Origin of the sequence: Streptomyces sp. NPDC091649, assembly GCF_044756785.1 — a bacterium.
Taxonomy (GTDB): Bacteria; Actinomycetota; Actinomycetes; order Streptomycetales; family Streptomycetaceae; genus Streptomyces.
Genome location: NZ_JBIVTR010000006.1, coordinates 127,712 through 153,523, shown reverse-complemented (window position 1 = coordinate 153,523; position 25,812 = coordinate 127,712). Strand labels below are relative to the sequence as shown.

The following is a 25,812-nucleotide window of genomic DNA, read 5'->3' as shown; positions in this document are numbered from 1 at the left end:
GTGTTCACTCGCCGGGCTTGAAGGACACCGGCAGCCTGGGCGGCTCGCTGCCGGACGGGGGGGTCTGGAGCGTCTTGAGTGCGAACTCCATGACCTGCTTGTGGATCGGGCCGCAGATCTGGCCGCCGAAGTAGCTGCCCTTGGTGGGGTTCTGGATCGCGCAGTAGACGGTGACCTGCGGGTTGTCGGCGGGGGCGAAGCCCGCGAAGGAGGCGGTGTAGCCCTTGTAGACACCGCGGGCGGGGTCGACCCGGTTGGCGGTGCCGGTCTTGCCCGCGACCCGGTAGCCGGGGATGGCGGCCTTGGTGCCGGTCCCCTCCCGGTCGTCGACGACGGACTCCAGCATCGTCGCCAGGGTCTTGGCGGTCTTCTCGCTCACCACCCGGTTCTCCTCGGGGGCCTCGGCGGGGGTGAAGCGCCCGTCGGACCCCTTGGTGCCGCGGACGAGGGTGGGGGCGATCCGTACGCCGCCGTTGGCGATGGTGGAGTAGACCGAGGCGGCCTGGACGGCGTTGAGCGAGAGCCCCTGGCCGAAGGGGATCGTGTACTGCTGCGAGGTCGACCAGTCCTTCGGGTGGGCCAGCAGCCCCGGCGACTCCCCGGGGTAGCCGAGCCCGGTCTTGGATCCGAGGCCGAACTTGCGCAGGTAGGAGTAGAGGACCTGGTTGGCCTCCGCCTGGGTCTTGCCGAGCTGACCGGTCGCCAGGATGGTGCCGATGTTGCTGGACTTGGCGAGGACGCCGTTGAGCGTGAGGTACCAGGTGGGGTGGTCCACGTCGTCCTTGAAGAGCCGGTCGCCGCGGTGCAGCCGGTTGGGGACGGTGACGTGGGTGCCGGGGGTGGCGGCCTTCTCCTCCAGTACGGCGGCCATGGACATGACCTTGCTGGTGGAGCCGGGTTCGTACACGTCCTGGAGGGCGGCGTTGCCGAGGGAGGCCGAGGTGGCCTGGGAGAGGTCGTTGGGGTCGTAGCCGGGGGCGTTGGCCATGGCCAGCAGCTCGCCCGTCCTGGTGTTCTGCACGATCACGTAGCCGCGGTCGGCCTTGGACTTCTCGACCTGGTCGGCGATGGCCTTCTGCGCCGCCCACTGGATGTCGCGGTCGATGGTCAGCTCGATGTCGGAGCCGGGCACGGCCGGTTCCTCGCTGCCGCCGGCGGTGGGCACCCGGCGGCCGCCGGCCTGCGCGTAGCGGATCTTGCCGTCCTCACCCGCGAGTTCCTTGTCGAGCTGCGATTCGAGGCCGCCGCCGCCCTTGCCGTCGGCGCTGACGAATCCCAGTATCCCGGCGGCGAGGTCCCCGTTGGGGTAGACGCGTCTGGTGGTCGGCTCCTGGAGGACTCCGGCCAGGACGTTGGCTCCCGGGCCGCCCTTCAGTTTGTCCTCGGACGCCTTTTCGGCGAAGACGGACTTCAGGTCCTTGATCTGCTTCCAGACCTGCGGGGTCTGCCGGTGGGCGAGCACGGTGTAGCGGCGTTTGGGCGCCGAGAGCTTCTTGACGAGTTCGTCGACGTCCTTGCCGAGGATCGGGGCGAGCAGGGCGGCGGCCTGCTGGGGCGCGTCGGGCGCCTTGCTCTCCTCGGGCGTGAACATCTTCGGGTCGGCCGTGATGTTGTGCGCGTCCACGCTGGTGGCGAGTGCGACGCCCTTGCGGTCGGTGATCTCGCCGCGCTCGGCGGCGACCGTGTACTCCAGGTAGCGGTTCTTTTCGGCCTTGGCCGCGTAGGCGCTGGCGTCGACGGCCTGGACCTGGAGCAGGCGGGCCACGAAGGCCAGCATGACGAGGGTCAGCCCGAGGCCGACGAGCCGCAGCCGGGGGCGGGGACTGCCGAGGCGCAGAGAGCGTGGCGTGCCGCCGCGCGCGGTGGTGCGCCCCGGGGCGGAGCGGGGGCGGCGGGCCGGTGGGCGCGCGCCGGAACGGCCGGATCCGGACGCGCCGTTACGGGGGCGCGCCGGTCCGGGTACACGGCGGCGCGGCGGTTCCTTGGGCGGCACTGCGTCACCTGCCGGGGCTCGTCGGGGGCGGGCTGTTCCCCGCCGCGGGGGCGGGCGCGGGGCCGGACTCGGTCGCGGAGGCCGGCGCGGAGCCGGAAGGGCCGGCGGCCGTGGCGTCGGGGTCCGGGGCGGCGTCGGCCGTGGCGTCGGGGTCCGGGGTGGGGCTGGGGCTGGGGCTCGGCGAGGGCGGGGCGGTGGCCTCGCTGGGGACGCCGCGGACCGTGCCGTCGGGGTTCAGGAAGGCGGGGCTGCCGCCGGGGACCATGCCCAGTTCCCGGGCGCGGCGCTCCAGGGCGTCGGGCTGGGAACGACTGTCGACGTCGCGCTGGAGGGCCTGCTGCTCGTCGGTGAGCTCGGTGGTCTCCCGCTTCAGCTCACTGAGCTTGAACGAGCCCTCGTTGAGGGCGGAGTTCAGCAGGAGCAGGGTGATGAGCCCGCCGCCCAGGAGCAGGACGACCAGCAGGACGAAGGGGGTGCGGGCCGCGGTGCTCGGCCCGGGGGACGGCATCAGCCGGGCGAGCCGCGCGGCCCGCCCCTTCAGCGGTGCGGCCGGTTTGCTCACCGCGCGGCTCCCCCGGGGGGCGCCCCGCGGCGGGCTGCCGCACGGTGTCCGGCCCCGGTGTTCATCGCTCCTCCTCGCGGATGCGCTGGGCGCCGCGCAGCCGGGCGGGGGCGGCGCGGCGGTTCTCGGCGACCTCCTCCTCGGTGGGCAGCTCGGCGCCCCGGGTGAGCTGCTTCAGCCGGGGCTGGTAGCGCTCGGGGACGACGGGCAGTCCGGGAGGCGCGGTGTTGGCGGCGCCGGCCGCGAAGACCTGCTTGACCAGCCGGTCCTCCAGCGACTGGTAGGACAGCACGGCGATACGGCCGCCGACGTCGAGGCACTGGACGGCGGCCGGAATGGCGCGCTCCAGGACCTTCAGCTCGCCGTTGACCTCGATGCGCAGGGCCTGGAAGGTCCGCTTGGCCGGGTTGCCGCCGGTGCGCTTGGCGGCCTGCGGCAGCGCGTCGCGGATCAGCTCGACGAGCCGGGCGCTGTTGCTGAAGGGCTCCTTCTCGCGCTCGCGCACGACGGCGGAGACGATCCGCTTGGCCTGCTTCTCCTCGCCGTACGCGCGCAGGATCCGGACCAGTTCGCCGGGCGGGTAGGTGTTGAGCACCTCGGCGGCGCCCATGCCGGTGCTCTGGTCCATGCGCATGTCGAGCGGGGCGTCCTGGGCGTACGCGAACCCGCGGTCGGCCTCGTCCAGCTGCATGGAGGAGACGCCGAGGTCGAACAGGATGCCCTGGACCTTTAGGACCCCCAGCCGCGCGAGGACCTCCGGCAGCTCGTCGTAGACCGCGTGGACGAGGGTGGCCCGGTCGCCGTAGGGGGCGAGCCGCTCTCCGGAGAGGCGGAGCGCCTCCTTGTCGCGGTCCAGGGCGATCAGCCGGGCGGTGGGGAAGGAGGCGAGCAGCGCCTCGCTGTGGCCGCCGAGGCCGAGGGTGCAGTCGACGACCACGGGCTCCGGGTGGGCCGGGTCCTGGAGAGCCGGGGCCAGCAGGTCCAGACACCTCTGGAGCATCACCGGGACGTGTCGGGTCTGGCTCAATGCGCCCTCTCAGGCTCTGTCCCGCGCGGCCGGCACGTACGTCCTGGTCCCCGCCCGCTCTGAAGGGGAGGCCCGCCGGCGCCGGGGAAGAGGCGTCGGCCGACCGAGAGCGGGAGAGGGCCGGGTCGCACGTACGCCGCACATCACGGGGGAAAAACGGAATATGCAGGAGGTGCGGGGGGTGCGGTGGGGCAGTGGTCGGGTACGGCGTTCGATGGTGACTTCGCGTTACTTTAGTCCACCCTGCCATTCGATCGATTCGCGATCAACGAACCGCGCTGCGCGTCGCTCCACCCGTACGGATGCGGCGAACCCACACGAACGGCCGTATCCGCGCGTCTTGTGGGTTAGCTCACAACAAGCCGAGTTGACGTTCTTTGTCCGCTCTCACAGCACACCCGGTCCAGGTGGGAAGGCTAACGTCGTATCCATGTCGACTTCCGCTCATTCCTCCACCGAGTCCGTGCCGTCCACCGCCGCGCCGGTCCGCGAGGGCGGCCAGGTCACCGACCGGCTCGTCGCGCTGAACGCCGAGTACGCGAAGGACTTCAGCGATCCGGGCATGGACGCGCGCCCCGTCCTCCAGGTCGCCGTGGTCGCCTGCATGGACGCCCGTCTCGACCTGCACGCCGCGCTCGGCCTCGAACTCGGCGACTGCCACACCATCCGCAACGCGGGCGGCGTGGTCACCGACGACGTGATCCGCTCGCTGACCATCAGCCAGCGGGCTCTCGGCACCCGCAGCGTCGTCCTCATCCACCACACCAACTGCGGCTTGGAGTCCCTCACCGAGGACTTCCGGCAGGACCTGGAGCGCGAGGTCGGCCAGCGTCCGGTCTGGGCCGTGGAGGCGTACTCGGACGCCGACCAGGACGTGCGCCAGTCGATGCAGCGCGTGCGGACCTCGCCGTTCCTGCCGCACACCGACGATGTGCGCGGTTTCGTCTTCGACGTGACCACCGGCCTGCTGCGCGAGATCCACTCCACTTCCTGAACACGGTCCCTCGTTTCCCGGCCCTCTGCCGCACGTCATGGTTTCGGCACCGCGCCCCACGGTGCCGAAACCGTGACAGACGCCGACTTTCCGCACCCACTTGTCCACAGGCGAGTGACACCGAGCGGTAACGGCAACAAGAATGCTGGTGTGACGCCCCCGGGCCTTCCGGAGGAGTGTCCGATTTTCCGGGGTGGGCCGCGCGGGTACGCGCGACGGCCTCTGCGCAGAAGGGCCGAGGAGGGCCGGGTGACGACCTATGACGATCGAGCGAGCCTCACGGATCTGACCACCACAGCGGAGCGGGTGCGCAGGTCGGTGGAGGGGGTGATCGAGGGCAAGCCCGAGGTCGTACGGCTGTCGCTGACCGTGCTCCTCGCAGAGGGGCACCTCCTCATCGAGGACGTCCCCGGTGTCGGCAAGACCATGCTGGCCAAGGCGCTGGCACGGTCCATCGACTGTTCGGTGCGGCGGATCCAGTTCACCCCGGACCTGCTGCCCTCGGACATCACGGGCGTGTCGATCTTCGACCAGCAGCGGCGGGAGTTCGAGTTCAAGCCCGGCGCGATCTTCGCCCAGATCGTGATCGGCGACGAGATCAACCGCGCCTCCCCCAAGACCCAGTCGGCGCTGCTGGAGTCGATGGAGGAGCGCCAGGTCACCATCGACGGGCACACCTACGCGCTGCCCGACCCGTTCATGGTGGTGGCCACCCAGAACCCGGTCGAGATGGAGGGCACCTATCCGCTGCCGGAGGCCCAGCGCGACCGGTTCATGGCCCGCGTCTCCATCGGCTATCCGAGCCCGGAGGCCGAGCTCCAGATGCTCGACGTGCACGGGGGGCTCTCCCCGCTGGACGACCTCCAGCCCGTGGCCCACGCCCACGACATCGTGAAGCTGATCGACGCCGTCCGCACGGTGCATGTCGCCGACGCCGTGCGGCGCTACGCCGTGGAGCTCGTCGGGGCCACCCGGGGGCACCCCGACCTCAGACTCGGCGCCTCCCCGCGCGCGACGCTGCACCTGCTGCGCGCCGCGAAGGCGTCCGCCGCTCTCAACGGGCGTGACTACGCCCTGCCGGACGATGTCCAGGCACTGGCCGCGCCGGTGCTCGCGCACCGCCTGCTGCCCACCGCCCAGGCCCAGCTGAACCGCCGCACGGCGGAACAGGTGGTTCTGGAGATCATCCAGCGCACCCCCGTGCCGACCTCGGCCGGCGGCACCGCGCCGCCTCCGCCCGTCGGCCGGGAACCGGGCCGGCCGCTGTACCACCAGCAGCAGCCCGGGGCACGGCGGCTGTGACGGCGGCCGGCGAGCCCGGCGCCGTGGAGGACGGCGGCCGGAAGGGCGGCCCCCGGGCGGCCCTGGGCGGACTGACCACCCGGGGACGGTCGTTCCTGGCCGCCGGACTGGCCGCCGCCGTCTGCGCGTACGTGCTGGGCCAGGACGACCTGCTGCGGGTCGGGCTGCTGCTGGCCGTGCTGCCGCTGGTCTGCGTCACCGTGCTCTACCGCACGCGCTACCGGGTGACGGGCACCCGGCGGCTCTCGCCGTCCCGGGTGCCCGCCGGCGCGGAGGCCCGGGTGCACCTGCGGATGGAGAACGTCGCCCGGCTGCCCACCGGGCTGCTGATGCTCCAGGACCGGGTTCCCTACGTCCTCGGCCCGCGCCCCCGCTTCGTCCTGGACCGCGTGGAGGCCGGCGGCCGGCGTGAGGTGTCCTACCGGGTCCGCTCCGACCTGCGCGGCCGCTATCCGCTGGGCCCGCTGCAACTGCGGCTCAGCGACCCGTTCGGGATGTGCGAGCTGACGCGCTCCTTCAGCGCGTACGACACCCTCGTCGTCCTTCCGCGCACGGTGCCGCTGCCCGTGCTGCGGCTGGCGGGCGAGGCCGCGGGATACGGCGACGGGCGGCAGCGCTCGCTGGCGCTCGCCGGTGAGGACGACATCATTCCGCGCGGCTACCGGCACGGTGACGACCTGCGCCGGGTCCACTGGCGCTCCACCGCACGGCACGGCGAGCTGATGGTGCGCCGCGAGGAGCAGCCGCAGCGCGCCAGGTGCACGGTGCTGCTGGACACCCGGCGGATCGGCTACCAGGGCGCCGGGCCCGATTCGGCGTTCGAGTGGGCGGTCTCGGGGGCGGCCTCCGCACTCGTGCACATGCTGGAGCGCGGCTTCGCCGTACGGCTGCTCACCGACGACGGCGAAGCGGTGCCCGGAGACGGGTCCGGCGGATTCGCGGGCTCGACCCAGGAGTCCGCGGACTCGGCGGGACTGATGCTCGACACGCTCGCGGTGGTCGGCCATTCCGACGGCGGGGGCCTCTCCCGCGCCCATGACGTGCTGCGCGGCGGCAACGAGGGGCTGCTCATCGCCTTCTTCGGTGATCTGGACGAGGAGCAGGCAGCGGTCGCGGCCCGGATGCGGCAGCGCGCCGGCGCGGGGGTCGCCTTCGTCCTGGACAGCGCCGTGTGGGCCGGGGACGAGGCCGCCGCGCGGCAGTCCGGGGAGCGGCTCCGACGGCTGCGCGAGTCGGGCTGGACCGCGGTGGCCGTGGAGCCGGGGGCCCAGCTGCCCGCCCTGTGGCAGCTGGCGGGCAGCCCGGACACGCCGTCCGCCTCCGGCGGCGGCCCGACGGGTTACACGGGGGGATGGTCATGAGCGGGCGGGCCAGGATGGCGCTGTACGCCTACGCGGCGACACTGCTGGCGGCGGGGGCGCTGTTCCCGCTGGTGGAGGGGGCCGGCTGGCTGGTGCAGGCGGCGGTGCTGCTCGCCGTCCAGAGCGGGGCGGGCGTCCTCGCGCGCCGGATGCCGGTGGCACGGACGCTGACGATCGCCGCCCAGGCGCTGGTCACCCTGCTGCTGCTGACGCTGGTGTTCGCCCGGGAGCACGCCCTGTTCGGAGTGCTGCCGGGCCCGTCGGCCGTCATGCGGCTCGGCGAGTTGCTGGTGGCGGGCGGGGAGGACGTCGGCACGTACGCCATCCCGGCTCCGATGACCGACGGCATCGAGCTGATGGTGGTCGGCGGCGTGGTTCTGATCGGGCTGGCGGTGGACGCCCTCGCGGTCACCTTCCGCAGCGCGGCCCCCGCCGGACTGCCGCTGCTGGCCCTGTACTCGGTCGCGGCCAGCCTCTCCGACGGCGGGGCGGGCTGGCTGTGGTTCCTCCTGGCCGCCTCCGGCTACCTGCTGCTCCTGCTCGCGGAGGGCCGCGACCGGCTCACCCAGTGGGGCCGCGTCTTCGGCGGCGCGGCACGGAACACGGGCAGGTCGGCGGACGGGGCCGGCGGCGCGGGCGGCGGGGCGTCCCCCGTCCGCACGGGTCGGCGGATCGGCGTGCTGGCGCTCGGCGTCGCCCTGGTGATCCCGCTGGCCCTGCCCGCCCTGGACAGCGGCCTGCTGGGCGGCAAGGGCCCGGGCAACGGCAGAGGCAGTGGCGGCGGCACGATCTCCGCGGTGAATCCGGTCGTGTCGCTCCAGAACAACCTCAACCAGCCGGACAACCGGGAGGTGCTGACGTACCGCAGCAATATCGAGGACCCGCAGAGCCTCTATCTGCGGATCCTGGCCCTGGACGAGTTCAACGGCAGCGAGTGGCGTTCCTCCACCCGTCGGCTGACGGACGTTCCCGACCGCCTTCCGCAGCCGCCGGGGCTGGGCAGGGACGTCTCCGTCACCGAGGTGCGGACGAACATCTCCGCCTCCCGCTCCTACCAGCAGACCTATCTGCCGCTCCCCTTCCCGGCGAGCGAGGTGCGCGCGGGCGGCCGTTGGCGGTACGAGCCGGAGGGCCGCACCCTGGTCGGCGACGACGGGCAGACCACGCGCGGCGCGCAGTACGAGGTCGGCAGCCTGGTCGTGGAGCCCACGGCGGGACAGCTCGCGGCCGCGGGTCCGCCGCCGCAGGACCTGGTCCGCGAGTACACCCAGGTGCCCGGCTCGCTGCCGGCCGTGGTCGCCAGGACCGCCGAGCAGGTCACGGAGGGCTCGTCCAACGCCTATGAGCGGGCCGTGAAGCTGCAGGACTGGTTCGCGTCCGACGGCGGCTTCACCTACGACACGACGGTCACCTCGGGGACCGGGTCGTCGGCCATCGTCCGGTTCCTCCGCGACCGCGAGGGGTTCTGCGTCCACTTCTCGTTCTCGATGGCCGCGATGGCCCGGACGCTGGGCATTCCGGCCCGGGTCGCGGTGGGTTTCACCCCGGGCACGGTGAAGTCGGACGGGGCGACCTCGGTCGGGCTGCGCGACGCGCACGCCTGGCCGGAGCTGTATTTCGAGGGGGTCGGCTGGACCCGGTTCGAGCCCACCCCGAGCCGGGGGAGCACTCCTTCGTACACCCGGCCCGAGACTCCCGCGGACAGCGCGAGCGACGTGGCCGAGCCCTCGGCGGACACCTCGGACACGCCGTCCGCCGCGCCGTCCGCCGAGAGCAGCTGCCCGCCGCAGCTGCGCCAGGAAGGCGACTGCGGGCCTTCGCAGGAGCCGGGAGCGGCGCTGCCGACCGACCGGGGGACCCCGGCCGGGACGGTCCTGCTGTTGGTGCTCGCCGGGGCGGCGGCGCTGGTGCTGCCGTTGTCACCGCTGCTCTGGCGGACCCGGACGAGGAACGGGCGGCTGGGCTCCGGCGGCCGGACCCCCGCGGACGCCGCCGCGCGGACGCTGGCCGCCTGGCGCGAGGTCACCGACGCGGCCTGGGACCACGGCATCGCGCCGGACGAGTCGCTCACACCCCGGAAGGCGGCGGCCAGGGTCGTGCGGCTGGGCCGGCTCGACACCGCCGCGGCCGAGGCCGTGCACCGGATCGCGGGCGCGGTGGAGCAGGTGCTGTACGCCGCCGTGCCGCTTCCGGCGGCCGGACTGGCCGAGGACGTGCGGGCGGTGGGGGCGGGTCTGCGGGAGGCGGCCGGACGCGGCACCCGGCTGCGGGCGACATTCCTGCCACGGTCGTCCGTCCGGGTGATGTGGGCCCTCGCGGACCGTCGGACCGCGCTCGCGGAACGCTGGGCGGGGCGGCCGGGAGCCGGCCGCTGGACGGCCCGGCTGCGCCGCCTCACGCGCCAGCACGGCTGAGGGGCGCGGGGCCCCGGGCGTGGGTCCTGCGCCAGTGGGTCCTGCGCCAGTGGGTCCTGCGCCGAGAGGCCGGACAGCGCGCCCGGGCGCGTGGGAACGCACATGGGTGAGGGAGGCCGCGTTTTCCCCGGCCACCCTCACCCATCGGTGTCATACGCCGTGCCATCGCACGGTCCTCGACAGGAATTCCCTCCGCGGGAACTCCTGACAAGAAGCAGACCCGGGGGGCGATGGCCCCCCGGGTCTCTACTGGCCCTGTTCGTCGCGGCGGCGCTGCCACCGCTGCTCGATGCGGTTCATCATCGACCGGCGTTGTCTCGGTCGGCGGCGTTCGCCGCTGTCCCCGCTGCCTGCGGCAGCCGGCTGTTGTTCACCGGGCTTGGGCGCTTTGCGCCATCCGGTGACCGCGAGCACGGCACAGCCGAGCATGACGAGGAACCCCACCACGCTGATCCAGATCTGCTGGGCGACCATTCCGGCCATGAGGAGCGCGATACCCACCAGGAAGCCAGCGACCGCCTGGTAGACCCTTTTCCGGGTATACGTACGCAGTCCGCTTCCCTCGAGCGCTGTCGCGAACTTGGGATCTTCGGCGTACAGCGCTCGCTCCATCTGCTCGAGCATGCGCTGCTCGTGCTCCGAGAGCGGCACGGGATCCTCCTCGTCGTCGGCCGCGGGGGCGACCGGTATGCGGCCCTTCCAGGATAGGCAGGGATTCGCCCCCGTGAAACCCGCCCTCTAGCGTTCAGCCAGTCCGGACCGCTATGTCGGCTCGGCTGCTGAGGCGTAGATTCCCCGACGACCGATCCGCCATGCCGGATGGTGTCACCCGATCATACGGGGCGTACGCCCCTTACGGGGGTCCTGAGTCCCACTCGGTGCGGAGCTGCGTTGCTGATCAGCGGCGCTTCTCGCCCAGAATGTGCAGTTGGGTGGCGACGGAGTGGAACGCGGGCTGCTCGGCGACGGCCGCTTCGAGCTTGAGCAGCGCTTCCACGGCGCCGGGCTCGGTGTCCACCAGGGCGCCCGGCACGAGGTCGGCGAAGACCCGGACCCCGTGCACCGCGGTGATCTCCAGCCCGGCCTCGGAGACCAGGTCGGAGAGCTGCTCGGCGGTGAACCTGCGGGGCACCGGGTCGCCCTCGCCCCAACGGCCCGCCGGGTCGGTGAGCGCGTTCCTGGCCTCGGTGAAGTGACCGGCGAGCGCGCGGGCCAGGACGGCTCCGCCCAGCCCCGCGGCCAGCAGGCTCAGCGCGCCGGAGGGGCGCAGCGCCTGGACCGCGTTGCGCACGCCCTGGGCGGGCTCGTCGACGTACTCCAGGACGCCGTGGCAGAGCACCGCGTCGAAGCCGTCGCGCTCCACGACGTCGAACAGCCCGAGGATGTCGCCCTGGACGCCCCGGACCCGGTCGGCGACCCCGGCCTCGGCCGCGCGGCGCTCCAGTGCGAAGAGGGCGTTGGGGCTGGGGTCGACGACGGTGACCCGGTGGCCGAGCCGGGCCGCGGGCACGGCGAAGTTGCCGGTGCCGCCACCGGTGTCCAGAACATCCAGGGCGTCCCTGCCGGTGGCCTTGGCCTGACGGTCCAGAGCGTCCTTGAGGACCTCCCAGACCACGGCGGTACGGAGGGAGGCGCGGGGGCGCGGCTGGTCCGACACGGCAGATGACTCCTCGGCACGGTGCCGCCGGGGACGGCGGAGCGTGAACAGTGCGGTAGTGATGTGAGCGGTCACCACCCTATTGCCTCGCACCGCCGCCCACGGCCCGGCCTCGTGCCGCCGAGCGCCGGGCGGCGGCACGGGGCCGGGCCCCGGTCACCCGTCGCCCGGGCGCTCCGGGCGTGGTTGCGGGAGCACCGGCTGGAGCGCCAGGAGCCGTTCCACCAGGCGCAGGAACATGGCCGCGTCGCGCAGCAGGTCGTCGGCGTCGCGCGGGCCGGCGGCTCCCGGCATACCGGCCTCCGCGCGGGCCCGGCGCTGGGCGCCCGAGGCGAAGAGGGCGCTCCATTCGGTCAGCTCCGGCGCTATCTCCGGGAGCACTTCCCAGGCGCTGCGGATGCGCTCGCGGCGGCGCTTGTTCGTCTCGGGGCGGCCACGGGCCGCGAGCACGGCCGCCGCGGCGCGCAGGGCGGCGAGGTGCGCGGTGGCGTACCGCTCGTTCGGCTGGTGGAGCACGGCGGCCTCGTCGAGGCCGGAGCGGGCCTTGGCGAGCAGTTCGAGGGCGGCGGGCGGCGCCGTGCGGCGCGGCACGGGGTGGACATCGTCGGCCGGACCGGTCAGTGAGGGGGCAGGGCTGCCTGCGCGGCGCCGCGGGACGGCGGCTGCGGACGAGCTGGCCATGACGAACCTCCTGTCGTCGTGTGACGGCTTCGTGGCCGTCTGTGTCCATGGTGGCGGGCCCCACTGACAATCGGCCCGCATACCGCCCTGACCTGCCGTTTTGCTCCGAGTGCGAGTTCGGACTATTTTTGCACTGACTGGTCAGTCTAAATCAGGGAGGGTCTGTGGAGAGCCCGCACGGCGCGGCGGTCAGCGCCGAGGACTTGGGACTGGAGGGACCGCGCGGCCGGGTCTTCCGGAACGTGACGTTCAGCGCCGAGCCAGGATCACTGGTGGCCGTCGAAGGACCGTCCGGGTCGGGCCGCACCTGCCTGCTGCTCGCCCTGACCGGCCGGATGCGCACCACCGAGGGCCACGCGGAGACCGGCGGACTCCGGCTCCCCGGGCAGGCCGCCGCAGTCCGCCGGATCGCCGCCCTGGGGCCGGTCCCCGCGGTCAGCGAACTGGATCCGGCCTTCACGGTCGCCGAGCACCTGAACGAACGCGCCCAGCTCCAGGGCCGCTACGGCGCCTCCCTGCGCACCCTGCTGCGCCCGCGCGCCGAACGCCGGGCGGCGTCCGCGGCCAGGATCGACGAGGCTCTTGACGCCGCGGGCCTCGACCTCGCCACGCTGCCGAAGTCGGAGCGCACCTCGGTGCGGGACCTGGAGCGGCTGGAGGCGCTGCGGCTGTCCGTCGCGCTCGCCCTGATCGGCAAGCCGCGACTGCTCGCCGTGGACGACGCCGACCTCAAGCTCTCGGATGCCGAACGGGCCCTGGCCTGGGCCCTGCTGCGCTCCGTGGCCGATGCCGGGACCACCGTGCTCGCCGTGTGCAGCGAGGCCCCGGAGAACACCCACGTCGTGCGCACCGCGCCCGCGCCCTCCCCCGACACCACCTCCCCCACCACCGACGAGGAGACGGTCGATGCGCATCCCGAAACTGGCCGCGCTTGAGCTGAAGCGGTTCGGCAGGGGGAAGCTTCCGGCCGCCGCGCTGGTGGCCCTGCTGCTCCTGCCGCTGCTCTACGGCGCCCTGTACCTGTGCTCCTTCTGGGACCCGTACGGAAAGCTCGACAAGCTGCCCGTCGCCCTGGTCAACGACGACAAGGGCGCCACCAGCGACGGGAAGCGCGTCGCGGCGGGGGACGAGATCAGCGAGAAGCTGCTCGACTCCAAGGTGTTCGCCTGGCACGAGGTGAGCTCCGCCGAGGCCGAGAAGGGCGTCGAGGAGGGCACGTACTACCTCTCCTTGACCATGCCGTCCGACTTCAGCGAGAAGATCGCGTCCAGCGGCGGGGACTCCCCCGAGACCGGCGCACTCCAGGTGCGGACGAACGACGCGAACAACTACATCGTCGGGCAGATCTCCAAAACGGTCTTCGGAGAGGTGCGCAACGCCGCCTCCACGAACGCCTCCCGGGGCTTCCTGGACCGCATCTTCATCAACTTCTCCGATCTGCACGACAAGACCGCCGAGGCGGCCAAGGGCGCCGACGACCTCAAGGGCGGCATCTCGAAGGCGAAGCAGGGCTCCAAGGACCTCGCGGAGGGCCTCAAGGACTCCAAGGCGGGCAGCAAGAAGCTCTCCGACGGGATCGTGAAGCTGAACCAGGGCTCGCGCGATCTCGCCACGGGCTCCGCCCGGGTGGCCGGCGGCACCCAGGTCCTGGCCGACAAGGTCAACAGGATCGCCGGTGACGTGCGCCCCTTCTTCCAGGACAACGGGAAGTCCATCGGCGACACGGCCCGGCTGGTCGCCGACAACTCCGGGAACGTACGGCACAACCTCGATCTGCTGGTGAAGAGCGCGCCCACCGCGGCCGCCGACGCCAAGGAGTCCGCCGACGAGCTGACCGAGATCCACCGCACCCGGTGCGAGGAGGCCGAGGAGCCCGACGCCGCGGTCTGCGCCCCGCTGGAACGGGCGAAGGTCACGGCCGTCGACGTCGCGAAGACAGCCGCCGATGTGAACGCCCTGGTCACGAACCAGAGCGGCGACCTGAAGAAGCTGAGCACCCAGCTGGCCGCCTTCCAGAAGCAGGCCGACGGCCTCGCGAAGCGCGCGCCGACGCTGGACGACGACCTGGCGTCGGCAGTAGCCGAGGTGAATGAACTGAACACCGGCGCCCACAAGGTCGCCAAGGGCGCGCAGGCGCTGCACACCGGACTCGGCGGCGCGCAGACCGGCTCCAGCGACCTGGACACCGGCGTCGGCAAGCTGAAGACCGGCGCGGAGAACCTGGACGGCGGGCTCTTCCGGCTCGGCGACGGCTCGGCAGAGCTGGCCCGGGGCCTCAACGACGGCGTGGACAAGATCCCGGACTACGACAAGAAGGACCGCGACGCGCGGACCGACGTCATGGCCGACCCCGTCCAGCTGGCCTCCAAGTCGCTGCACGAGGCGCCCAACTACGGCACCGGCTTCGCCCCGTACTTCATCCCGCTGTCCCTGTGGGTCGGCGCGATGGTGGCGTACATGCTGATCCAGCCGCTCAACCGGCGGGCGCTCGCCGCCGGGGCCTCGTCCTGGCGGATCGCGCTCGCCGGGTGGCTCCCGGTCGCCGCCATCGGCACGCTCCAGGTCGGCGCCCTGATGGCCGTCCTGCACTGGGGCCTCGGCCTCCAGATGGTCCACGCCGCCGGAACGATCGGCTTCCTGGCCCTGGTGACCTGCTGCTTCGCCGCGATCGTGCAGTGGCTGAACGCCTGCTTCGGGGCGGCCGGACGCATCCTGGTGCTGGTGGTGCTGATGCTCCAGCTGACCTCGGCCGGGGGCACCTACCCCGTCCAGACCAGCCCCGGCTTCTTCGGCGCGATCCACCCGTACCTCCCCATGACGTACGTCGTCGAGGGGCTGCGCAGGCTGATCACCGGCGGGCCCCTCGGCCCGGTGTGGCTGGGCTGTGCGGTGCTGGGGGCCTTCACCGTCGGCGCGCTCGCCCTGACCGCCCTGACCGCGCGCCGCAAGCAGGTGTGGAGCCTGAGCCGGCTGCACCCGGAGCTGAGCCTGTGAGCGCGCCGGGAACCGGGCCGGCACACGCGCCGGGAGCCGGGGCGGTGAGTGCGCCGGGGCCTGGAAGAATCGGCCTCATGGAAAGCAGTGGCACCACGCGCCGCCAGGCCACCAGGCAGAAGCTCTACGAGGCGGCGGTGACGCTCATCGCCGAGAAGGGCTTCTCGGCGACCACCGTCGACGAGATCGCCGAGCGGGCCGGGGTCGCCAAGGGCACGGTCTATTACAACTTCAAGAGCAAGACCGAGCTGTTCGAGGAGCTGCTGCGGCACGGCGTCGGGCTTCTCACGGCCTCGTTGCGGGCCGCCGCCGAGGAGTCCGAGGAGCGCGGCGGCACCCGGGTGGAGGCGCTGGACGCGATGATCCGGGCCGGGCTCGCCTTCATCGACCGCTACCCGGCCTTCACCCAGCTGTACGTGGCCGAGCTGTGGCGCACCAACCGCGCCTGGCAGTCGACGCTGCTGGTGGTACGCCAGGAGGCCGTCGCGGTCGTCGAGGACGTGCTGCGGGACGCGGTGGACAGCGGTGAGCTGAGCGAGGAGATCGACATCCCGCTGACGGCCGCCGCGCTGGTCGGGATGGTGCTGGTGGCGGCGCTGGACTGGCAGGCGTTCCAGCCGGAGCGCTCGATCGACGAGGTCCACTCGGCGCTGTCGCTGCTGCTGCACGGGCGGGTCAGCGGCCACTGACGCGGCCGGAGCCCGCCGGGCCCGAGGCGTGTCTTCGGGATCGAGCGGGAAAGCCGAAGACGCCGGCCGTCGGAGTTCGCATCCCCCCGCGAACTCCGCCGGACCGGCGTCTTGCGTGCTGCCGGAAACCCGTTCCCGTGACCCCGTGTGTCCCCCGTGGTCCCCGGGTCTCCGTCGCGCACCCCCGTTGCGTCGGGGGAACCGCACCGTTCCGCCGCCCCGTGCCGGCGGTCCTGGCGCAGCGCCCCTTCCGTGATCACCACTCTGCCGTCCGCGCAGGTGGGGGCCTATCCGCGTAACTACTCATCTCCGCCCCTGAGTACGGGTACTCAGGGGCGGCGCCGGGCCCCGCCCGGGATCGGTGCGGCGTCGCTACGATCGCCTGCGTGTCGATAATCCCCCTGGTGTTCACAAGCGGCTGGGCGAGCGGGATCAACGCGTACGCGGTGGTCCTGCTGCTCGGCCTGTTCGGCGCGACCGGCGTGTCGGACGAGGTACCCGCCGCCCTTCAGCGCACCGACGTCCTGATCGTGGCCGGTGTGCTGTTCCTCTGCGAGGCGGTGGCGGACAAGATCCCGTACGTGGACTCGGTCTGGGACACGGCGCACACCGTGATCCGGCCGGTGACCGGGGCGGTGGTGGCCGCGCTGCTGGCCGGCGAGAGCGGATCGCTGCCGGAGCTGGCGGCCGGAGCGATCGGCGGGTCCACGGCCCTGATGAGCCATCTGGTGAAGGCCGGGACGCGGATGGCGGTCAACACCTCGCCGGAGCCCTTCAGCAACGTGGGGATGAGCATCGCCGAGGACCTCGGGGTCGCCGGGGTCATCACCTTCGCCGTATTCAACCCGGTGGCGGCGGCCGTGATCGCGGCCGTGCTGCTGGCCCTCGGCATCGTCACTGTGCTCTTCCTCGCCTCCCGGATTCGCCGCTTCCTGCGCCGCAGGGCCCAGCGACGCGAGGAGAAACGCCTGGCCGCGGCGGGTGGGCCCTGGCCTCCCGGCTGAACCGCACGGGCCGGTCGATAGGGTCACCGGCATGGCACGAATTGCGGTGATCGGCGCCGGGACCGGCGCGATGGCGGCGGCCGCCCGGCTCGCCGTGGCCGGCGACAGGGTGACGGTGTACGAGCGGTCCGCGAGCTACGGCGGCTCGGTCGGCCGCCATGCGCACGAGGGCTTCGTCTTCGACACGGGGCCCGGGCTGCTCCATCTCCCAGCCGTCCAGCGGGACCTGTTCGTCAAGACCGGCAAGGAGCCGCTGGAGCAGTGCGTGACGCTGACCCAGGTGGATCCGGCGAGCCGCCATCTCTTCGCGGACGGCACGGCGGTGTCCCTGCCCAACGCGACCCGGGCCGGGGCGGCCACCGCCCTGGACGGCGCCCTCGGCGCGGGCGCCGGGGCCCGCTGGAGTGACTTCATGGACCGGGCCCGGGACGCCTGGGACCGGTCGCGGCGACCGCTCCTGGAGGAGCCCCTGCGGGCGGACCACCAGGTGCTCGGGCGCGATCCGTATCCGGCGGTGCGGCAGCGGCGCCTGCTGCGCGGAGCCCGGCGGGCGGGCACGCTCGCGCAGATCGGCGCCTGGGAGCTGGCGGACGCCCGGCTCGCCGCGCTGCTCGACGGGTACGCCCTGTCCCACGGCCTCGACCCCCGCACCGCCCCGGCGAGCGCCGCGCTGCTGCCGTACATGGAGCAGACCTTCGGCAGCTGGTACGTGATGGGCGGGATGCGCGAGCTGGCGCGGGCGGTGTACGAGCGGTGCCTGGCCCGCCGGGTGGAGTTCGTCTTCGGGGCCGAGGTGCTCCGGGTCGTCGAGAAGGACGGGCGGGCGGCGGGCGTGGAGTTGGCGGGCGGTGAGGTGGCCGAGGCCGACCGGGTGGTGCTCGGGGTCCGGCCGCGTCCGGGCCTGGTGCCGGGTCAGCGGGTGGGCGGCGCGGGCGTTGTGCCGGTCCGGGCGGGCTCCGGCGCGGGCGCGGCGGGCCGGTTCACGGTGCTGCTGTCGCTGCGCGGGGGCCGGGAGGCGGACGCGGTGCACCGGAGCGTGGTGCACAGCGCCGACGGGGCGGCGGAGCAGGAGGCGGTGTTCGGCGGCCGGGTCGCCGGGAGCCCCACGGTGACGGTGCTGCGCCCCGACGATCCGGCGACCCGCCCGGACGCGGAGCACGAGGCGGTGACGCTCACCGCGACGGTGGCCCCCCAGGGGCCGGTCGACTGGCGGGACGCGGAGGTGCGGCGGCGGTTCGCCGGCGTCGTGGTGGAGCGGGCGGCGGCGGCCGTGCCCCGGCTGCGGGAGCGGATCCTGCACACCGCGGTCCGCACGCCCGCGGAGACCGAGACGGAGACCGGGGCCGAGGGCGGTGCGGTGCCGCCGCCCGCGCTGGCCGGGGCTGCGGGCGCGTACCTGCACCCGGGCAACCTCACCCGGCTGCCGGGCCTGTATCTCGCGGGCGGCTGGTCCCATCCGGGCGGCGGGCTGGCGCACGCCGGGATGTCGGGGACGCTGGTGGCCGGACTCGTCGTGGAGGGCGACGGCTTCCGCGGTTCCCGCTGAGCCGGGAGCGACTGCCGCCGGGTACGCCGCGGGACCGCCCCGGGGGCGCCGCCGGGAGTCTGCTCCCGGCGGCGGCGCGGCTCAGTAGCGGTACTGCTCGTTCTGGCCGGTGTCGTAGCCGTTGCCGTACGGAGCGGGCCCCGCGGGCTGTTCCGGCGGCATCGGGGGGTACTGCTCGGCGTCGCGCTGGTGCGGGACCCATACGCCGCCGGGCGGGGTGTCCGCGCCGTACGCCTCCGCGCCGTAGCTCTGGGCGTACGGGTCGGCGTAGCCCTGCTGCCCGCCCTGGCTGCCGTAGCCGTCGCCGTAGGCGTCGTCGCCACCGTAGGAGGGGGCTCCGGCGGTGGTGCCGATGTACGGGTCGGAGTAGGCGGCGTAGCTCTGCCGGCCGGTGCCGTAGTCGTACGTTCCCGCGTAGGGGTCCTGGGACGGCTGCTGGTCGTAGCCGGAGTGCGGGTCGTGGGCGGCGTACTGCGGCTGGGCCGGGGCGCCGGCCTCGTGGCCGTGGTCCTGGTGCGCGCCGTCGCCGTCGAAGGCGGCGTCCCCGTACACGCCGTACCGGCCGGTGTCGTCGGGCGTCGGCCGCGGTTCGTGGACCGGCGCGGGCGGGACGGACGGGGGCCGGTCGTAGCCGGGGCCGGCGACCTCCAGGTCCGAGACCTCCAGCGTGGGTTCCTTCACGGCGGCGCCCTCGCCGCCGCCCCTGCGCCGGCGGCTCTCGCCCGGGTTGCCCCCGATGGCCCAGCCGGTGGAGAAGCCGCGCCGGAAGGACAGCGTCACGAACGCCTGGCCGGTGGCGAAGGCGAGCGTCCCCACGACGATGACCGGGACGGAGGCCAGCAGCACCCCGACGACCACGCCGAGAAAGCCGGAGAAGGCGAGGAGCCGCCACCGCAGTCGCGCCTTGTACTGCAACAGCACCTCGCCGAGCAGCCACAGCGCCACCAGACCGAATGCGATGTAGAGGACCGTCCAGCCCACGCCCGCCCCCTCCTGCGGCCGTAGCCGCGTCGGCGGCGGGTACGACCGGTCACGACTGCTTGTGCAGTCCGAGTTTCTCGTAGATTTCGAGCGTCGCCGTCGAGTTGTTGAGCGTGATGAAGTGCAGTCCGGGCACACCTTCGGCCAGCAGCTTCGCGCAGAACTCCGTTGCGAACTCGATGCCAATGGAGCGTACAGCGGCCGGATCGTCCTTGGCCGCGAGGATGCGCTCTTTCAGCGACGCGGGCACGGTCGCGTTGCTGAGCTGGGGGAACTTTTCCAGTTGCTTCACGCTCGTGAGGGGCATGACCTCGGGAATCACCGGCGTTTCGCAACCGGCGGCGACCACACGGTCACGCATCCGGAGATAGTCCTCCGGCCGGAAGAACATCTGGGTGATCGCATAATCGGCGCCCGCCCGGCACTTGTCCACGAAATGACCGATGTCCGTCTCCCAGTCGGAGGACCGGGGGTGCATTTCGGGGAATGCCGCGACGCCGACGCAGAAGTCTCCCGACTCCTTGATGAGGCGGACGAGGTCGGCGGCGTACTTCACGCCCTGCGGGTGCTCCACCCACTCGCCCATCGGGTCGCCCGGCGGGTCACCGCGGACCGCGAGGATGTTCCTGATGCCCGCGTCGGCGTACTGGCCGACCATGTTGCGCAGCTCGGCCACGGAGTGGTTCACCGCGGTGAGGTGGGCGACCGGGGTGAGGGTGGAGTCGGCGGCGATCTGCTGGGTGGCCCGGACCGTCCCGGCGCGGGTGGAGCCGCCGGCTCCGTACGTCACCGAGACGAAGCTGGGACGGACCGCCTCGACCCGGCGCAGCGCGTTCCAGAGGTTCCGCTCACCTTTCTCCGTCTTGGGCGCCCAGAACTCGAAGGAGTACGACGTCTTGCCGGTCGCCAGCAGGTCACGCACGGTACGCGCGTGATCCGTCCTGGTGGAAGGAGTGCCAAGGGCCATGAGGGGAGGTTAACCAGCGGGCGGGCGCTCCCCCAACCAGAGCGGGAAACTTGTCTCGTTTTGCCGGACTGTTGTCCATCCCTCGGAACGAGTGCCGGAGACGTCCCTCATCCGTCCATCCCTCGGAACGCGCGCCGGAGGCGTCCCTCATCGGCCGGCGGGCGGGCGGGCGCGCGTGGCGTCAGAGCGGGTGCGCCCGGAGGCGTCGTGCCAGGTCGGCGGTGGCGGCGGCGGGGTCGTCGGCCTCGGTGATCGCCCGGACGACGACGACACGGCGGGCGCCGGCGTCCAGCACCTGGTCCAGATTGCCCGCGTCGATCCCGCCGATGGCGAACCAGGGCCGCGGCCCGCCGAGGGAGGCGGCGTAGCGCACGAGGCCGAGGCCGGGGGCGTGCCGGCCGGGCTTGGTGGGGGTGGGCCAGCAGGGGCCGGTGCAGAAGTAGTCGACACCGTCCTGGGCGGCGGCCGCGTCGACCTCGGCCTCGGCGTGCGTGGAGCGGCCGACGAGCCGTTCGTCGCCGATGACCGCGCGGGCGGCGGGGACCGGGAGATCCCCCTGTCCGAGGTGCAGGACGTCGGCGCCGATGGCGTGGGCGACGTCGGCCCGGTCGTTCACCGCGAGGAGCTTGCCGTGCCGGCGGCAGGCGTCGGCGAGGACGGCGAGGTGTTCCAGCTCCTCGGCGGCCTCCATGCCCTTGTCCCGGAGCTGGACGATGTCGACTCCCCCGGCGAGCACGGCGTCCAGGAAGGCGGGGAGGTCACCCTGCCGCTTGCGGGCGTCCGTGCAGAGATAGAGCCGGGCGCCGGACAACTGCTCGCGAGGCGTGGACATCGGTGGAACTCCCCCGTGGTCGTGACGGTGCACGGGCCGCGCCGGGCGGCCCGTACTCCGCTTCCTGTCGTGTCGGTCAGACGGCGAGCGCCTGGGCGCGGCGCTTCACCTCCGTACCGCGATTCTCGCTCAGCGCCTGCGCGGGGGTGCCGGGCAGGGTCGGGTCGGGGGTGAAGAGCCACTCCAGCATCTCTTCGTCGGAATAGCCGTCGTCCCTCAGGAGGGTCAGGGTGCCGGCGAGGCCCTTGACCACCTTGTCGCCGTCGATGAAGGCGGCGGGCACCTGAAGGGCCCGGTTCTCACCACGGCGTACGGCGATGAGCTGGCCATCCCTGACCAGCTGCCGTACACGCGTCACCTGGACATCGAGCATTTCCGCGATGTCGGGAAGGTGGAGCCAGGCGGGGACGAGAGCATCGGTCTTTGCGTCAATCTCGGTCACAGGGACAAGCGTGCCATCCCGGACCGACAGCCGGTAGCCGGGCCCGACCGTACGGGGGGCCGGCCCGGCGGGCCCCGCCACCGTCACAGGGCGGCGGACTTCAGCGGTACGGCGGGGTCGGCCGCCCTCTCCGGGTCGAGGACGGCTCCCGACTCGATGAGCCTGCGGCCCTGGGCGAGGTCGCGCGGGCGGCCCACGGCGAGCACGGCGGCCAGCGCGCCGTCGCGCAGCCAGCACACGGACCAGGTGTCGGCCGCCCCGTCGCCGCGCCACAGCAGGGTGTCGGCGTCCGCGTGGTGGCCGGCGTACTGCACGAAGCGGCCGAACTGCTCGGACCAGAAGTACGGGACGGGGTCGTAGACGGGGAGCGGTCCGCCGTCCTGTGCGGCCATGATCGCGGCGGCCGCGGTGCGCGGGCCCTGGAGGGCGTTGTCCCAGTGGTGGACCAGCAGACGTGTTCCGTAGCGGGCGGAGGGGAAGGAGGCGCAGTCCCCGACCGCGTACACACCGGGCAGCGAGGTGCGCAGCGCGCTGTCGGCGGTGACCGAGCCGTCCGGGCCGAGCGCGACCCCGGAGCCGGCCAGCCAGCCGGTGGCGGGGCGGGCGCCGATGCCGACGACCACGGCTCCGGCGGGCAGGACGCGGCCGTCCGCCAGGATCACGGCCCCCTCCTCGACCCGGTCGACCCGGGCCTCGGTGAGCAGTTCGGCGCCGCTGTCGGCATACCAGTCGGCCATCGGTGCGGCCACCTCGGCGGGCAGGGCGCCCGCGAGCGGGCGGGCGGCGGCCTCGACGACGGTGACCGCGCAGCCCGCGGCACGGGCCGCGGTGGCGAACTCCGCGCCGATCCAGCCCGCCCCGACGACGACCACGTCGTGCCGCCGGTCCAGGACGGGCCGCAGCCGGGCGGCGTCGTCGAGGGTGCGCAGCAGGTGGACGCCGGGCACGCCGTCGGCGCCGGGCAGGGTCATGGGCTCGGCGCCGGTCGCCAGGATCAGGGCGTCGTAGGGGACGGGCCCGTCGGCCGTGTCCAGCACCTGGTCGGCGGCGCGCAGGGCGGTGACGTCCAGGCCGAGGCGCAGGGTGATGTCCAGCGCCTCGAAGTCGATGTCGAAGGCGGAGTCCTCGGCCTTGCCCAGCAGCACGGCCTTGGACAGGGGCGGGCGGTCGTAAGGCTGGTGGGGCTCGGCCCCGATGAGGGTGACGGACCCGGTGAAGCCCGCCTCGCGCAGGGCCACGGCGCTCTGCACGCCCGCCATGCCCGCTCCGACGACCACGGCGTGCCGTGTCCGCCGCGCCGTCCGCTGCTGTGTCTGCTCGCTCACCTGTCCACCTTAATCAACTGACGTCCCGTCAGGCAGTGGGTCGCGGGAAGCGGCTCGGGGGGAGAGCTGTTCCACCACGCTGGTGCCGCCGCCCTCCCGCGACTCCCACGTCCATCGCTCCTCCAGCCGCACCCGGCCGTCCGCGAGGTCGACGACCGTGGAGAGGCAGTGCCCGGACGCGGTCGTGCCGTCCTGCTTGAGCTGCACGTAGCGGAAGTCCAGCGCGTCCCCGTCCCGGGTGCCGACGAGATGGCCGCGGACCACGTCGCCGCCCGCGTAGTCGGCCCAGATCCGGCCGTCCCGCTCGTGGTACGTGAAACGGGTGCGGGTCCCGACCTGGCCGGGAGCCTGGTCGGCGACCGGCGCGAGGACGAGTCCGTCGAGCGAACGGGCCATGGTGGCTGCTCCCTTACCGGCCTGCCGGCCGTGGACGAGTGGGTCGGGCCCTTCGTCGACAGGCCGCCGCCGCCCGGCGGACGGCAGGTTGACGACAGGCTCTAGGCTGGCCAAGGTAGAACACTCGCGGGAGCCCGGACGCACCGGGCTGAGAGGGAGGCTGGACGGCCTCCGACCGTACGAACCTGCTCCGGGTCATGCCGGCGAAGGGAGGGGCTGGACACCCATGCGCGTCTCGGGGAACACCTCCGGATCCGACGTCCTCGTCATCGGGGGCGGAATCATCGGCCTGGTCACCGCGTGGCGGGCCGCCCAGCGCGGGCTGCGCGTCACCGTGGCGGACCCGGAACCGGGCGGCGGCGCGGCCCAGGTCGCGGCGGGGATGCTGGCCGCCGTCACCGAGCTGCACTACGGCGAGCAGCTGCTGCTCGGGCTCAACCTCGCCTCCGCTGCCCGCTATCCGGCGTTCGTGGCCGAGCTGGAGGAGGCGAGCGGCCGGGACACCGGCTTCCGCGCCTGCGGCACGCTCGCCGTCGCCCTGGACTCCGACGACCGTGCCCATCTGCGCGAACTGCACGCCCTCCAGGAGCGTTCGGGTCTGGAGTCGGTCTGGCTGAGCGGCCGTGAGTGCCGCCGCCTGGAGCCGATGCTGGCCCCGGGCGTCCGGGGCGGCCTCCGGGTCGACGGCGACCACCAGGTGGATCCGCGTCGGCTCGCCGCGGCGCTGCTGACCGCCTGCGAGCGGGCCGGGGTGGCGTTCCGCCGGACGACCGCCGAGCGGCTCACCGTCGCCGGGGGCCGGGCCGCCGGGGCGCTGCTCGGCGACGGCACGGAGTTCGCGGCCGGTCAGGTCGTCCTCGCGGCGGGCAGCCTCAGCGGCCGGCTCGCGGGGCTCCCGCCGCAGCTGGTGCCGCCGGTCCGCCCGGTCAAGGGCCAGGTCCTCCGGCTCACCGTGCCCCGGGCGTACGCCCCCTTCCTGAGCCGCACCGTGCGCGCCGTGGTCCGGGGCGGCCACCTCTACCTCGTGCCGCGCGAGAACGGCGAGCTGGTCGTCGGCGCCACCAGCGAGGAGATGGGCTGGGACACCACGGTCACCGCCGGCGGGGTCTACGAGCTGCTGCGCGACGCCCACGAGCTGGTGCCCGGCATCACCGAGCTGCCCCTCACCGAGACCCGGGCCGGCCTGCGTCCCGCGACGCCCGACAACGCCCCGCTGCTCGGGCCGACCGCCCTGCCCGGCCTGCTGCTCGCCACCGGCCACCACCGCAACGGCGTCCTGCTGACCCCCCTCACCGGGGACGCGATGGCCGACGCCCTGACCACCGGCGAGCTGCCCGAGGCGGCCCGCCCCTTCGCCCCCGGCCGTTTCGCACCCGCCGCCCCCGTACTCCAGGAGCAGCCCGTATGACCCAGCAGCCCACCGCGCCGGAGCCCGCGCCCGAGCCCGCCCTCGCCCCCGCGCCCGCGCCTGCCGGGGCCTCCGTCTCCGTCTCGGTGAACGGGGAGCCCCGGTCCGTTCCCGCGGGGACGGACCTGCACACCCTCGTCGCGACGCTGACCCCGGCCCGCTCCGGGGTCGCCGCCGCCCTCAACGAGAGCGTCGTCCCGCGCGGCCGGTGGGCCGCCACGACGCTCCGCGAGGGCGACCGCGTCGAGGTCCTGACCGCCGTGCAGGGGGGCTGACCATGTCGGACGACGTCTTCGCGCTGGGGCCCGCCACGTTCGCCTCACGGCTGATCATGGGCACCGGCGGGGCCCCGAGCCTGGAGGTGCTGGAGCGGTCCCTGATCGCCTCGGGCACCGAGCTGACCACGGTCGCGATGCGCCGGCTGGACGCGTCCGTGCGGGGCTCGGTGCTCTCGGTGCTGGAGCGGCTCTCCATCCAGGTCCTGCCGAACACGGCGGGCTGCTTCACCGCGGGCGAGGCGGTGCTGACCGCCCGGCTGGCCAGGGAGGCGCTCGGCACCGACTGGATCAAGCTGGAGGTGATAGCCGACGAGCGGACCCTCCTGCCCGACCCGATCGAGCTGCTGGACGCGGCCGAGGTCCTGGTCGACGAGGGGTTCACCGTACTGCCGTACACCAACGACGACCCGGTGCTCGCCCGGAAGCTGGAGGACGTGGGGTGCGCGGCGATCATGCCGCTGGGCTCCCCCATCGGTTCCGGGCTCGGCATCCGCAACCCGCACAACTTCGAGCTGATCGTCGAGCGGGCCGGAGTGCCGGTGATCCTCGATGCCGGGGCCGGGACCGCCTCGGACGCGGCGCAGGCGATGGAGCTGGGGTGCGCCGCTGTGATGCTCGCCTCGGCGGTGACCCGGGCCCAGGAGCCGGAGCTGATGGCCTCGGCGATGCGGCACGCGGTGGAGGGCGGGCGGCTCGCGTACCGGGCGGGGCGCATTCCGCGCCGCCATTTCGCCGAGGCGTCGTCCCCGGTGGCCGGGCGGGCGGTGCTCGATCCGGAGCGCCCGGCCTTCTGAGCCGCCGCCCGTGCCCCCGCCCCACGGCCGCGGCCCGCGGGGCCGAGGGCGCGGGCGGCAGCCGCCGCCACCGGGCCGGCGACCGGCCCCGGGGCGTGTCCCTGTCACGGCTCGGCTGCAGAACGGCCCCGGGAACGCCCCGGCCCGTTCGGGGTGTCGGTGGCG

General features: G+C 73.6%; 24 protein-coding genes and 1 riboswitch. Of the genes, 12 read left to right on the top strand and 12 right to left on the bottom strand.

All coding sequences use genetic code 11. The features are described from left to right. Window positions 1-4: 4 nt before the first annotated feature. The 3 genes from ACIQMU_RS13760 to rsmH all read right to left on the bottom strand — a co-directional run bounded on the left by ACIQMU_RS13760 (window position 5) and on the right by rsmH (window position 3,582). Window positions 5-1,993 carry a penicillin-binding protein 2 gene (locus tag ACIQMU_RS13760; RefSeq protein WP_352241058.1) on the bottom strand — a complete coding sequence of 663 codons (1,989 nt, stop codon included), beginning with the start codon at window positions 1,991-1,993 and terminating at the stop codon, window positions 5-7. A gap of 4 nt (window positions 1,994-1,997) precedes the next feature. Next, window positions 1,998-2,555, bottom strand: coding sequence for a septum formation initiator family protein (locus tag ACIQMU_RS13755; protein ID WP_402688904.1), 558 nt, complete (start codon window positions 2,553-2,555; stop codon window positions 1,998-2,000). Between the two features lie 61 nt (window positions 2,556-2,616). Then, window positions 2,617-3,582, bottom strand: coding sequence for a 16S rRNA (cytosine(1402)-N(4))-methyltransferase RsmH (gene rsmH, locus ACIQMU_RS13750; RefSeq protein WP_402688903.1), 966 nt, complete (start codon window positions 3,580-3,582; stop codon window positions 2,617-2,619). A gap of 430 nt (window positions 3,583-4,012) precedes the next feature. Here rsmH and ACIQMU_RS13745 point away from each other — a divergent pair, with 430 nt between their 5' ends. From ACIQMU_RS13745 to ACIQMU_RS13730, 4 genes are all read left to right on the top strand, one after another. Beyond that, the gene (locus tag ACIQMU_RS13745) at window positions 4,013-4,576 is read left to right on the top strand and encodes a carbonic anhydrase (protein WP_352241055.1); all 564 of its coding nucleotides are present in this window, start codon (window positions 4,013-4,015) and stop codon (window positions 4,574-4,576) included. Between the two features lie 249 nt (window positions 4,577-4,825). Then, window positions 4,826-5,878, top strand: coding sequence for a MoxR family ATPase (locus ACIQMU_RS13740; RefSeq protein WP_352241054.1), 1,053 nt, complete (start codon window positions 4,826-4,828; stop codon window positions 5,876-5,878). Beyond that, window positions 5,875-7,239 (top strand): DUF58 domain-containing protein, encoded by a 1,365-nt coding sequence (locus ACIQMU_RS13735; RefSeq protein ID WP_402688902.1) that lies wholly within the window; start codon window positions 5,875-5,877, stop codon window positions 7,237-7,239. The genes ACIQMU_RS13740 and ACIQMU_RS13735 overlap by 4 nt, the downstream gene beginning before the upstream one ends. Next, a complete protein-coding gene (locus tag ACIQMU_RS13730) occupies window positions 7,236-9,653 on the top strand; it encodes a DUF3488 and DUF4129 domain-containing transglutaminase family protein (protein WP_402688901.1) in 2,418 nt (805 codons plus the stop codon). Before ACIQMU_RS13735 ends, ACIQMU_RS13730 begins: the two co-directional genes overlap by 4 nt. A 246-nt stretch (window positions 9,654-9,899) precedes the next feature. On the opposite strand, the gene ACIQMU_RS13725 is transcribed toward ACIQMU_RS13730, so the two are convergent. The 3 genes from ACIQMU_RS13725 to ACIQMU_RS13715 all read right to left on the bottom strand — a co-directional run bounded on the left by ACIQMU_RS13725 (window position 9,900) and on the right by ACIQMU_RS13715 (window position 11,991). Then, the gene (locus ACIQMU_RS13725; protein WP_352241051.1) at window positions 9,900-10,304 is read right to left on the bottom strand and encodes a DUF3040 domain-containing protein; all 405 of its coding nucleotides are present in this window, start codon (window positions 10,302-10,304) and stop codon (window positions 9,900-9,902) included. A 247-nt stretch (window positions 10,305-10,551) separates the two neighbouring features. Continuing rightward, window positions 10,552-11,310 carry a methyltransferase gene (locus tag ACIQMU_RS13720; protein ID WP_402688900.1) on the bottom strand — a complete coding sequence of 253 codons (759 nt, stop codon included), beginning with the start codon at window positions 11,308-11,310 and terminating at the stop codon, window positions 10,552-10,554. A 156-nt stretch (window positions 11,311-11,466) separates the two neighbouring features. After that, window positions 11,467-11,991, bottom strand: a complete 525-nt coding sequence (locus ACIQMU_RS13715; protein WP_352241049.1) for an SAV_6107 family HEPN domain-containing protein — start codon at window positions 11,989-11,991, stop codon at window positions 11,467-11,469. A 164-nt stretch (window positions 11,992-12,155) separates the two neighbouring features. Between ACIQMU_RS13715 and ACIQMU_RS13710 the strand changes: the two genes are divergently transcribed. The 5 genes from ACIQMU_RS13710 to ACIQMU_RS13690 all read left to right on the top strand — a co-directional run bounded on the left by ACIQMU_RS13710 (window position 12,156) and on the right by ACIQMU_RS13690 (window position 18,224). Next, a complete protein-coding gene (locus ACIQMU_RS13710; protein ID WP_402688899.1) occupies window positions 12,156-12,926 on the top strand; it encodes an ATP-binding cassette domain-containing protein in 771 nt (256 codons plus the stop codon). Continuing rightward, window positions 12,898-14,985, top strand: a complete 2,088-nt coding sequence (locus ACIQMU_RS13705) for a YhgE/Pip domain-containing protein (RefSeq protein WP_352241047.1) — start codon at window positions 12,898-12,900, stop codon at window positions 14,983-14,985. The genes ACIQMU_RS13710 and ACIQMU_RS13705 overlap by 29 nt, the downstream gene beginning before the upstream one ends. Before the next feature lie 77 nt (window positions 14,986-15,062). Continuing rightward, window positions 15,063-15,674 carry a TetR/AcrR family transcriptional regulator gene (locus ACIQMU_RS13700; RefSeq protein ID WP_352241046.1) on the top strand — a complete coding sequence of 204 codons (612 nt, stop codon included), beginning with the start codon at window positions 15,063-15,065 and terminating at the stop codon, window positions 15,672-15,674. Window positions 15,675-16,060: 386 nt separating this feature from the next. Next, a complete protein-coding gene (locus ACIQMU_RS13695) occupies window positions 16,061-16,678 on the top strand; it encodes a DUF4126 domain-containing protein (protein WP_402688898.1) in 618 nt (205 codons plus the stop codon). 31 nt (window positions 16,679-16,709) lie between these two features. Next, window positions 16,710-18,224 carry a phytoene desaturase family protein gene (locus ACIQMU_RS13690; protein WP_402688897.1) on the top strand — a complete coding sequence of 505 codons (1,515 nt, stop codon included), beginning with the start codon at window positions 16,710-16,712 and terminating at the stop codon, window positions 18,222-18,224. 81 nt (window positions 18,225-18,305) lie between these two features. Here ACIQMU_RS13690 and ACIQMU_RS13685 read toward each other — a convergent pair whose 3' ends face one another. The 6 genes from ACIQMU_RS13685 to ACIQMU_RS13660 form a co-directional block, all read right to left on the bottom strand. Then, window positions 18,306-19,205, bottom strand: coding sequence for a hypothetical protein (locus ACIQMU_RS13685; RefSeq protein ID WP_402688896.1), 900 nt, complete (start codon window positions 19,203-19,205; stop codon window positions 18,306-18,308). Window positions 19,206-19,254: 49 nt separating this feature from the next. Beyond that, window positions 19,255-20,172, bottom strand: a complete 918-nt coding sequence (gene metF / locus ACIQMU_RS13680; protein ID WP_352241042.1) for a methylenetetrahydrofolate reductase [NAD(P)H] — start codon at window positions 20,170-20,172, stop codon at window positions 19,255-19,257. Window positions 20,173-20,353: 181 nt separating this feature from the next. Further along, window positions 20,354-21,004, bottom strand: a complete 651-nt coding sequence (gene thiE / locus ACIQMU_RS13675) for a thiamine phosphate synthase (RefSeq protein ID WP_402688895.1) — start codon at window positions 21,002-21,004, stop codon at window positions 20,354-20,356. 76 nt (window positions 21,005-21,080) lie between these two features. Further along, a complete protein-coding gene (locus ACIQMU_RS13670; RefSeq protein ID WP_352241040.1) occupies window positions 21,081-21,446 on the bottom strand; it encodes an Rv2175c family DNA-binding protein in 366 nt (121 codons plus the stop codon). An 83-nt stretch (window positions 21,447-21,529) separates the two neighbouring features. Continuing rightward, window positions 21,530-22,771 (bottom strand): FAD-dependent oxidoreductase, encoded by a 1,242-nt coding sequence (locus tag ACIQMU_RS13665; RefSeq protein WP_352241039.1) that lies wholly within the window; start codon window positions 22,769-22,771, stop codon window positions 21,530-21,532. Between the two features lie 9 nt (window positions 22,772-22,780). Next, entirely contained in the window at window positions 22,781-23,167 is a 387-nt protein-coding gene (locus tag ACIQMU_RS13660; protein ID WP_352241038.1) for a hypothetical protein, read from the bottom strand. A gap of 116 nt (window positions 23,168-23,283) precedes the next feature. Next, window positions 23,284-23,396: riboswitch (TPP riboswitch) on the top strand. Between ACIQMU_RS13660 and thiO the strand changes: the two genes are divergently transcribed. The 3 genes from thiO (at window position 23,394) to ACIQMU_RS13645 (ending at window position 25,647) form a co-directional block, all read left to right on the top strand. After that, complete coding sequence (gene thiO / locus ACIQMU_RS13655; protein WP_352241037.1) at window positions 23,394-24,575, top strand: glycine oxidase ThiO; 1,182 nt, start codon at window positions 23,394-23,396, stop codon at window positions 24,573-24,575. Its footprint overlaps the riboswitch before it by 3 nt. Beyond that, complete coding sequence (thiS, locus tag ACIQMU_RS13650; RefSeq protein ID WP_402688894.1) at window positions 24,572-24,850, top strand: sulfur carrier protein ThiS; 279 nt, start codon at window positions 24,572-24,574, stop codon at window positions 24,848-24,850. The genes thiO and thiS overlap by 4 nt, the downstream gene beginning before the upstream one ends. A gap of 2 nt (window positions 24,851-24,852) precedes the next feature. Further along, window positions 24,853-25,647, top strand: a complete 795-nt coding sequence (locus tag ACIQMU_RS13645; RefSeq protein WP_352241035.1) for a thiazole synthase — start codon at window positions 24,853-24,855, stop codon at window positions 25,645-25,647. Window positions 25,648-25,812 lie beyond the last annotated feature (165 nt).

Excerpts from the sequence above, each read along its gene's own strand:
- ACIQMU_RS13745 (WP_352241055.1), top strand. The coding sequence starts at position 4,013 with ATGTCGACTTCCGCTCATTCCTCCACCGAGTCCGTGCCGTCCACCGCC.
- ACIQMU_RS13730 (WP_402688901.1), top strand. The coding sequence starts at position 7,236 with ATGAGCGGGCGGGCCAGGATGGCGCTGTACGCCTACGCGGCGACACTG.
- ACIQMU_RS13715 (WP_352241049.1), bottom strand. The coding sequence starts at position 11,991 with ATGGCCAGCTCGTCCGCAGCCGCCGTCCCGCGGCGCCGCGCAGGCAGC.
- ACIQMU_RS13705 (WP_352241047.1), top strand. The coding sequence starts at position 12,898 with ATGCGCATCCCGAAACTGGCCGCGCTTGAGCTGAAGCGGTTCGGCAGG.
- ACIQMU_RS13700 (WP_352241046.1), top strand. The coding sequence starts at position 15,063 with ATGGAAAGCAGTGGCACCACGCGCCGCCAGGCCACCAGGCAGAAGCTC.
- ACIQMU_RS13690 (WP_402688897.1), top strand. The coding sequence starts at position 16,710 with ATGGCACGAATTGCGGTGATCGGCGCCGGGACCGGCGCGATGGCGGCG.
- metF (WP_352241042.1), bottom strand. The coding sequence starts at position 20,172 with ATGGCCCTTGGCACTCCTTCCACCAGGACGGATCACGCGCGTACCGTG.
- thiE (WP_402688895.1), bottom strand. The coding sequence starts at position 21,004 with ATGTCCACGCCTCGCGAGCAGTTGTCCGGCGCCCGGCTCTATCTCTGC.
- ACIQMU_RS13660 (WP_352241038.1), bottom strand. The coding sequence starts at position 23,167 with ATGGCCCGTTCGCTCGACGGACTCGTCCTCGCGCCGGTCGCCGACCAG.
- thiO (WP_352241037.1), top strand. The coding sequence starts at position 23,394 with ATGCGCGTCTCGGGGAACACCTCCGGATCCGACGTCCTCGTCATCGGG.
- thiS (WP_402688894.1), top strand. The coding sequence starts at position 24,572 with ATGACCCAGCAGCCCACCGCGCCGGAGCCCGCGCCCGAGCCCGCCCTC.
- ACIQMU_RS13645 (WP_352241035.1), top strand. The coding sequence starts at position 24,853 with ATGTCGGACGACGTCTTCGCGCTGGGGCCCGCCACGTTCGCCTCACGG.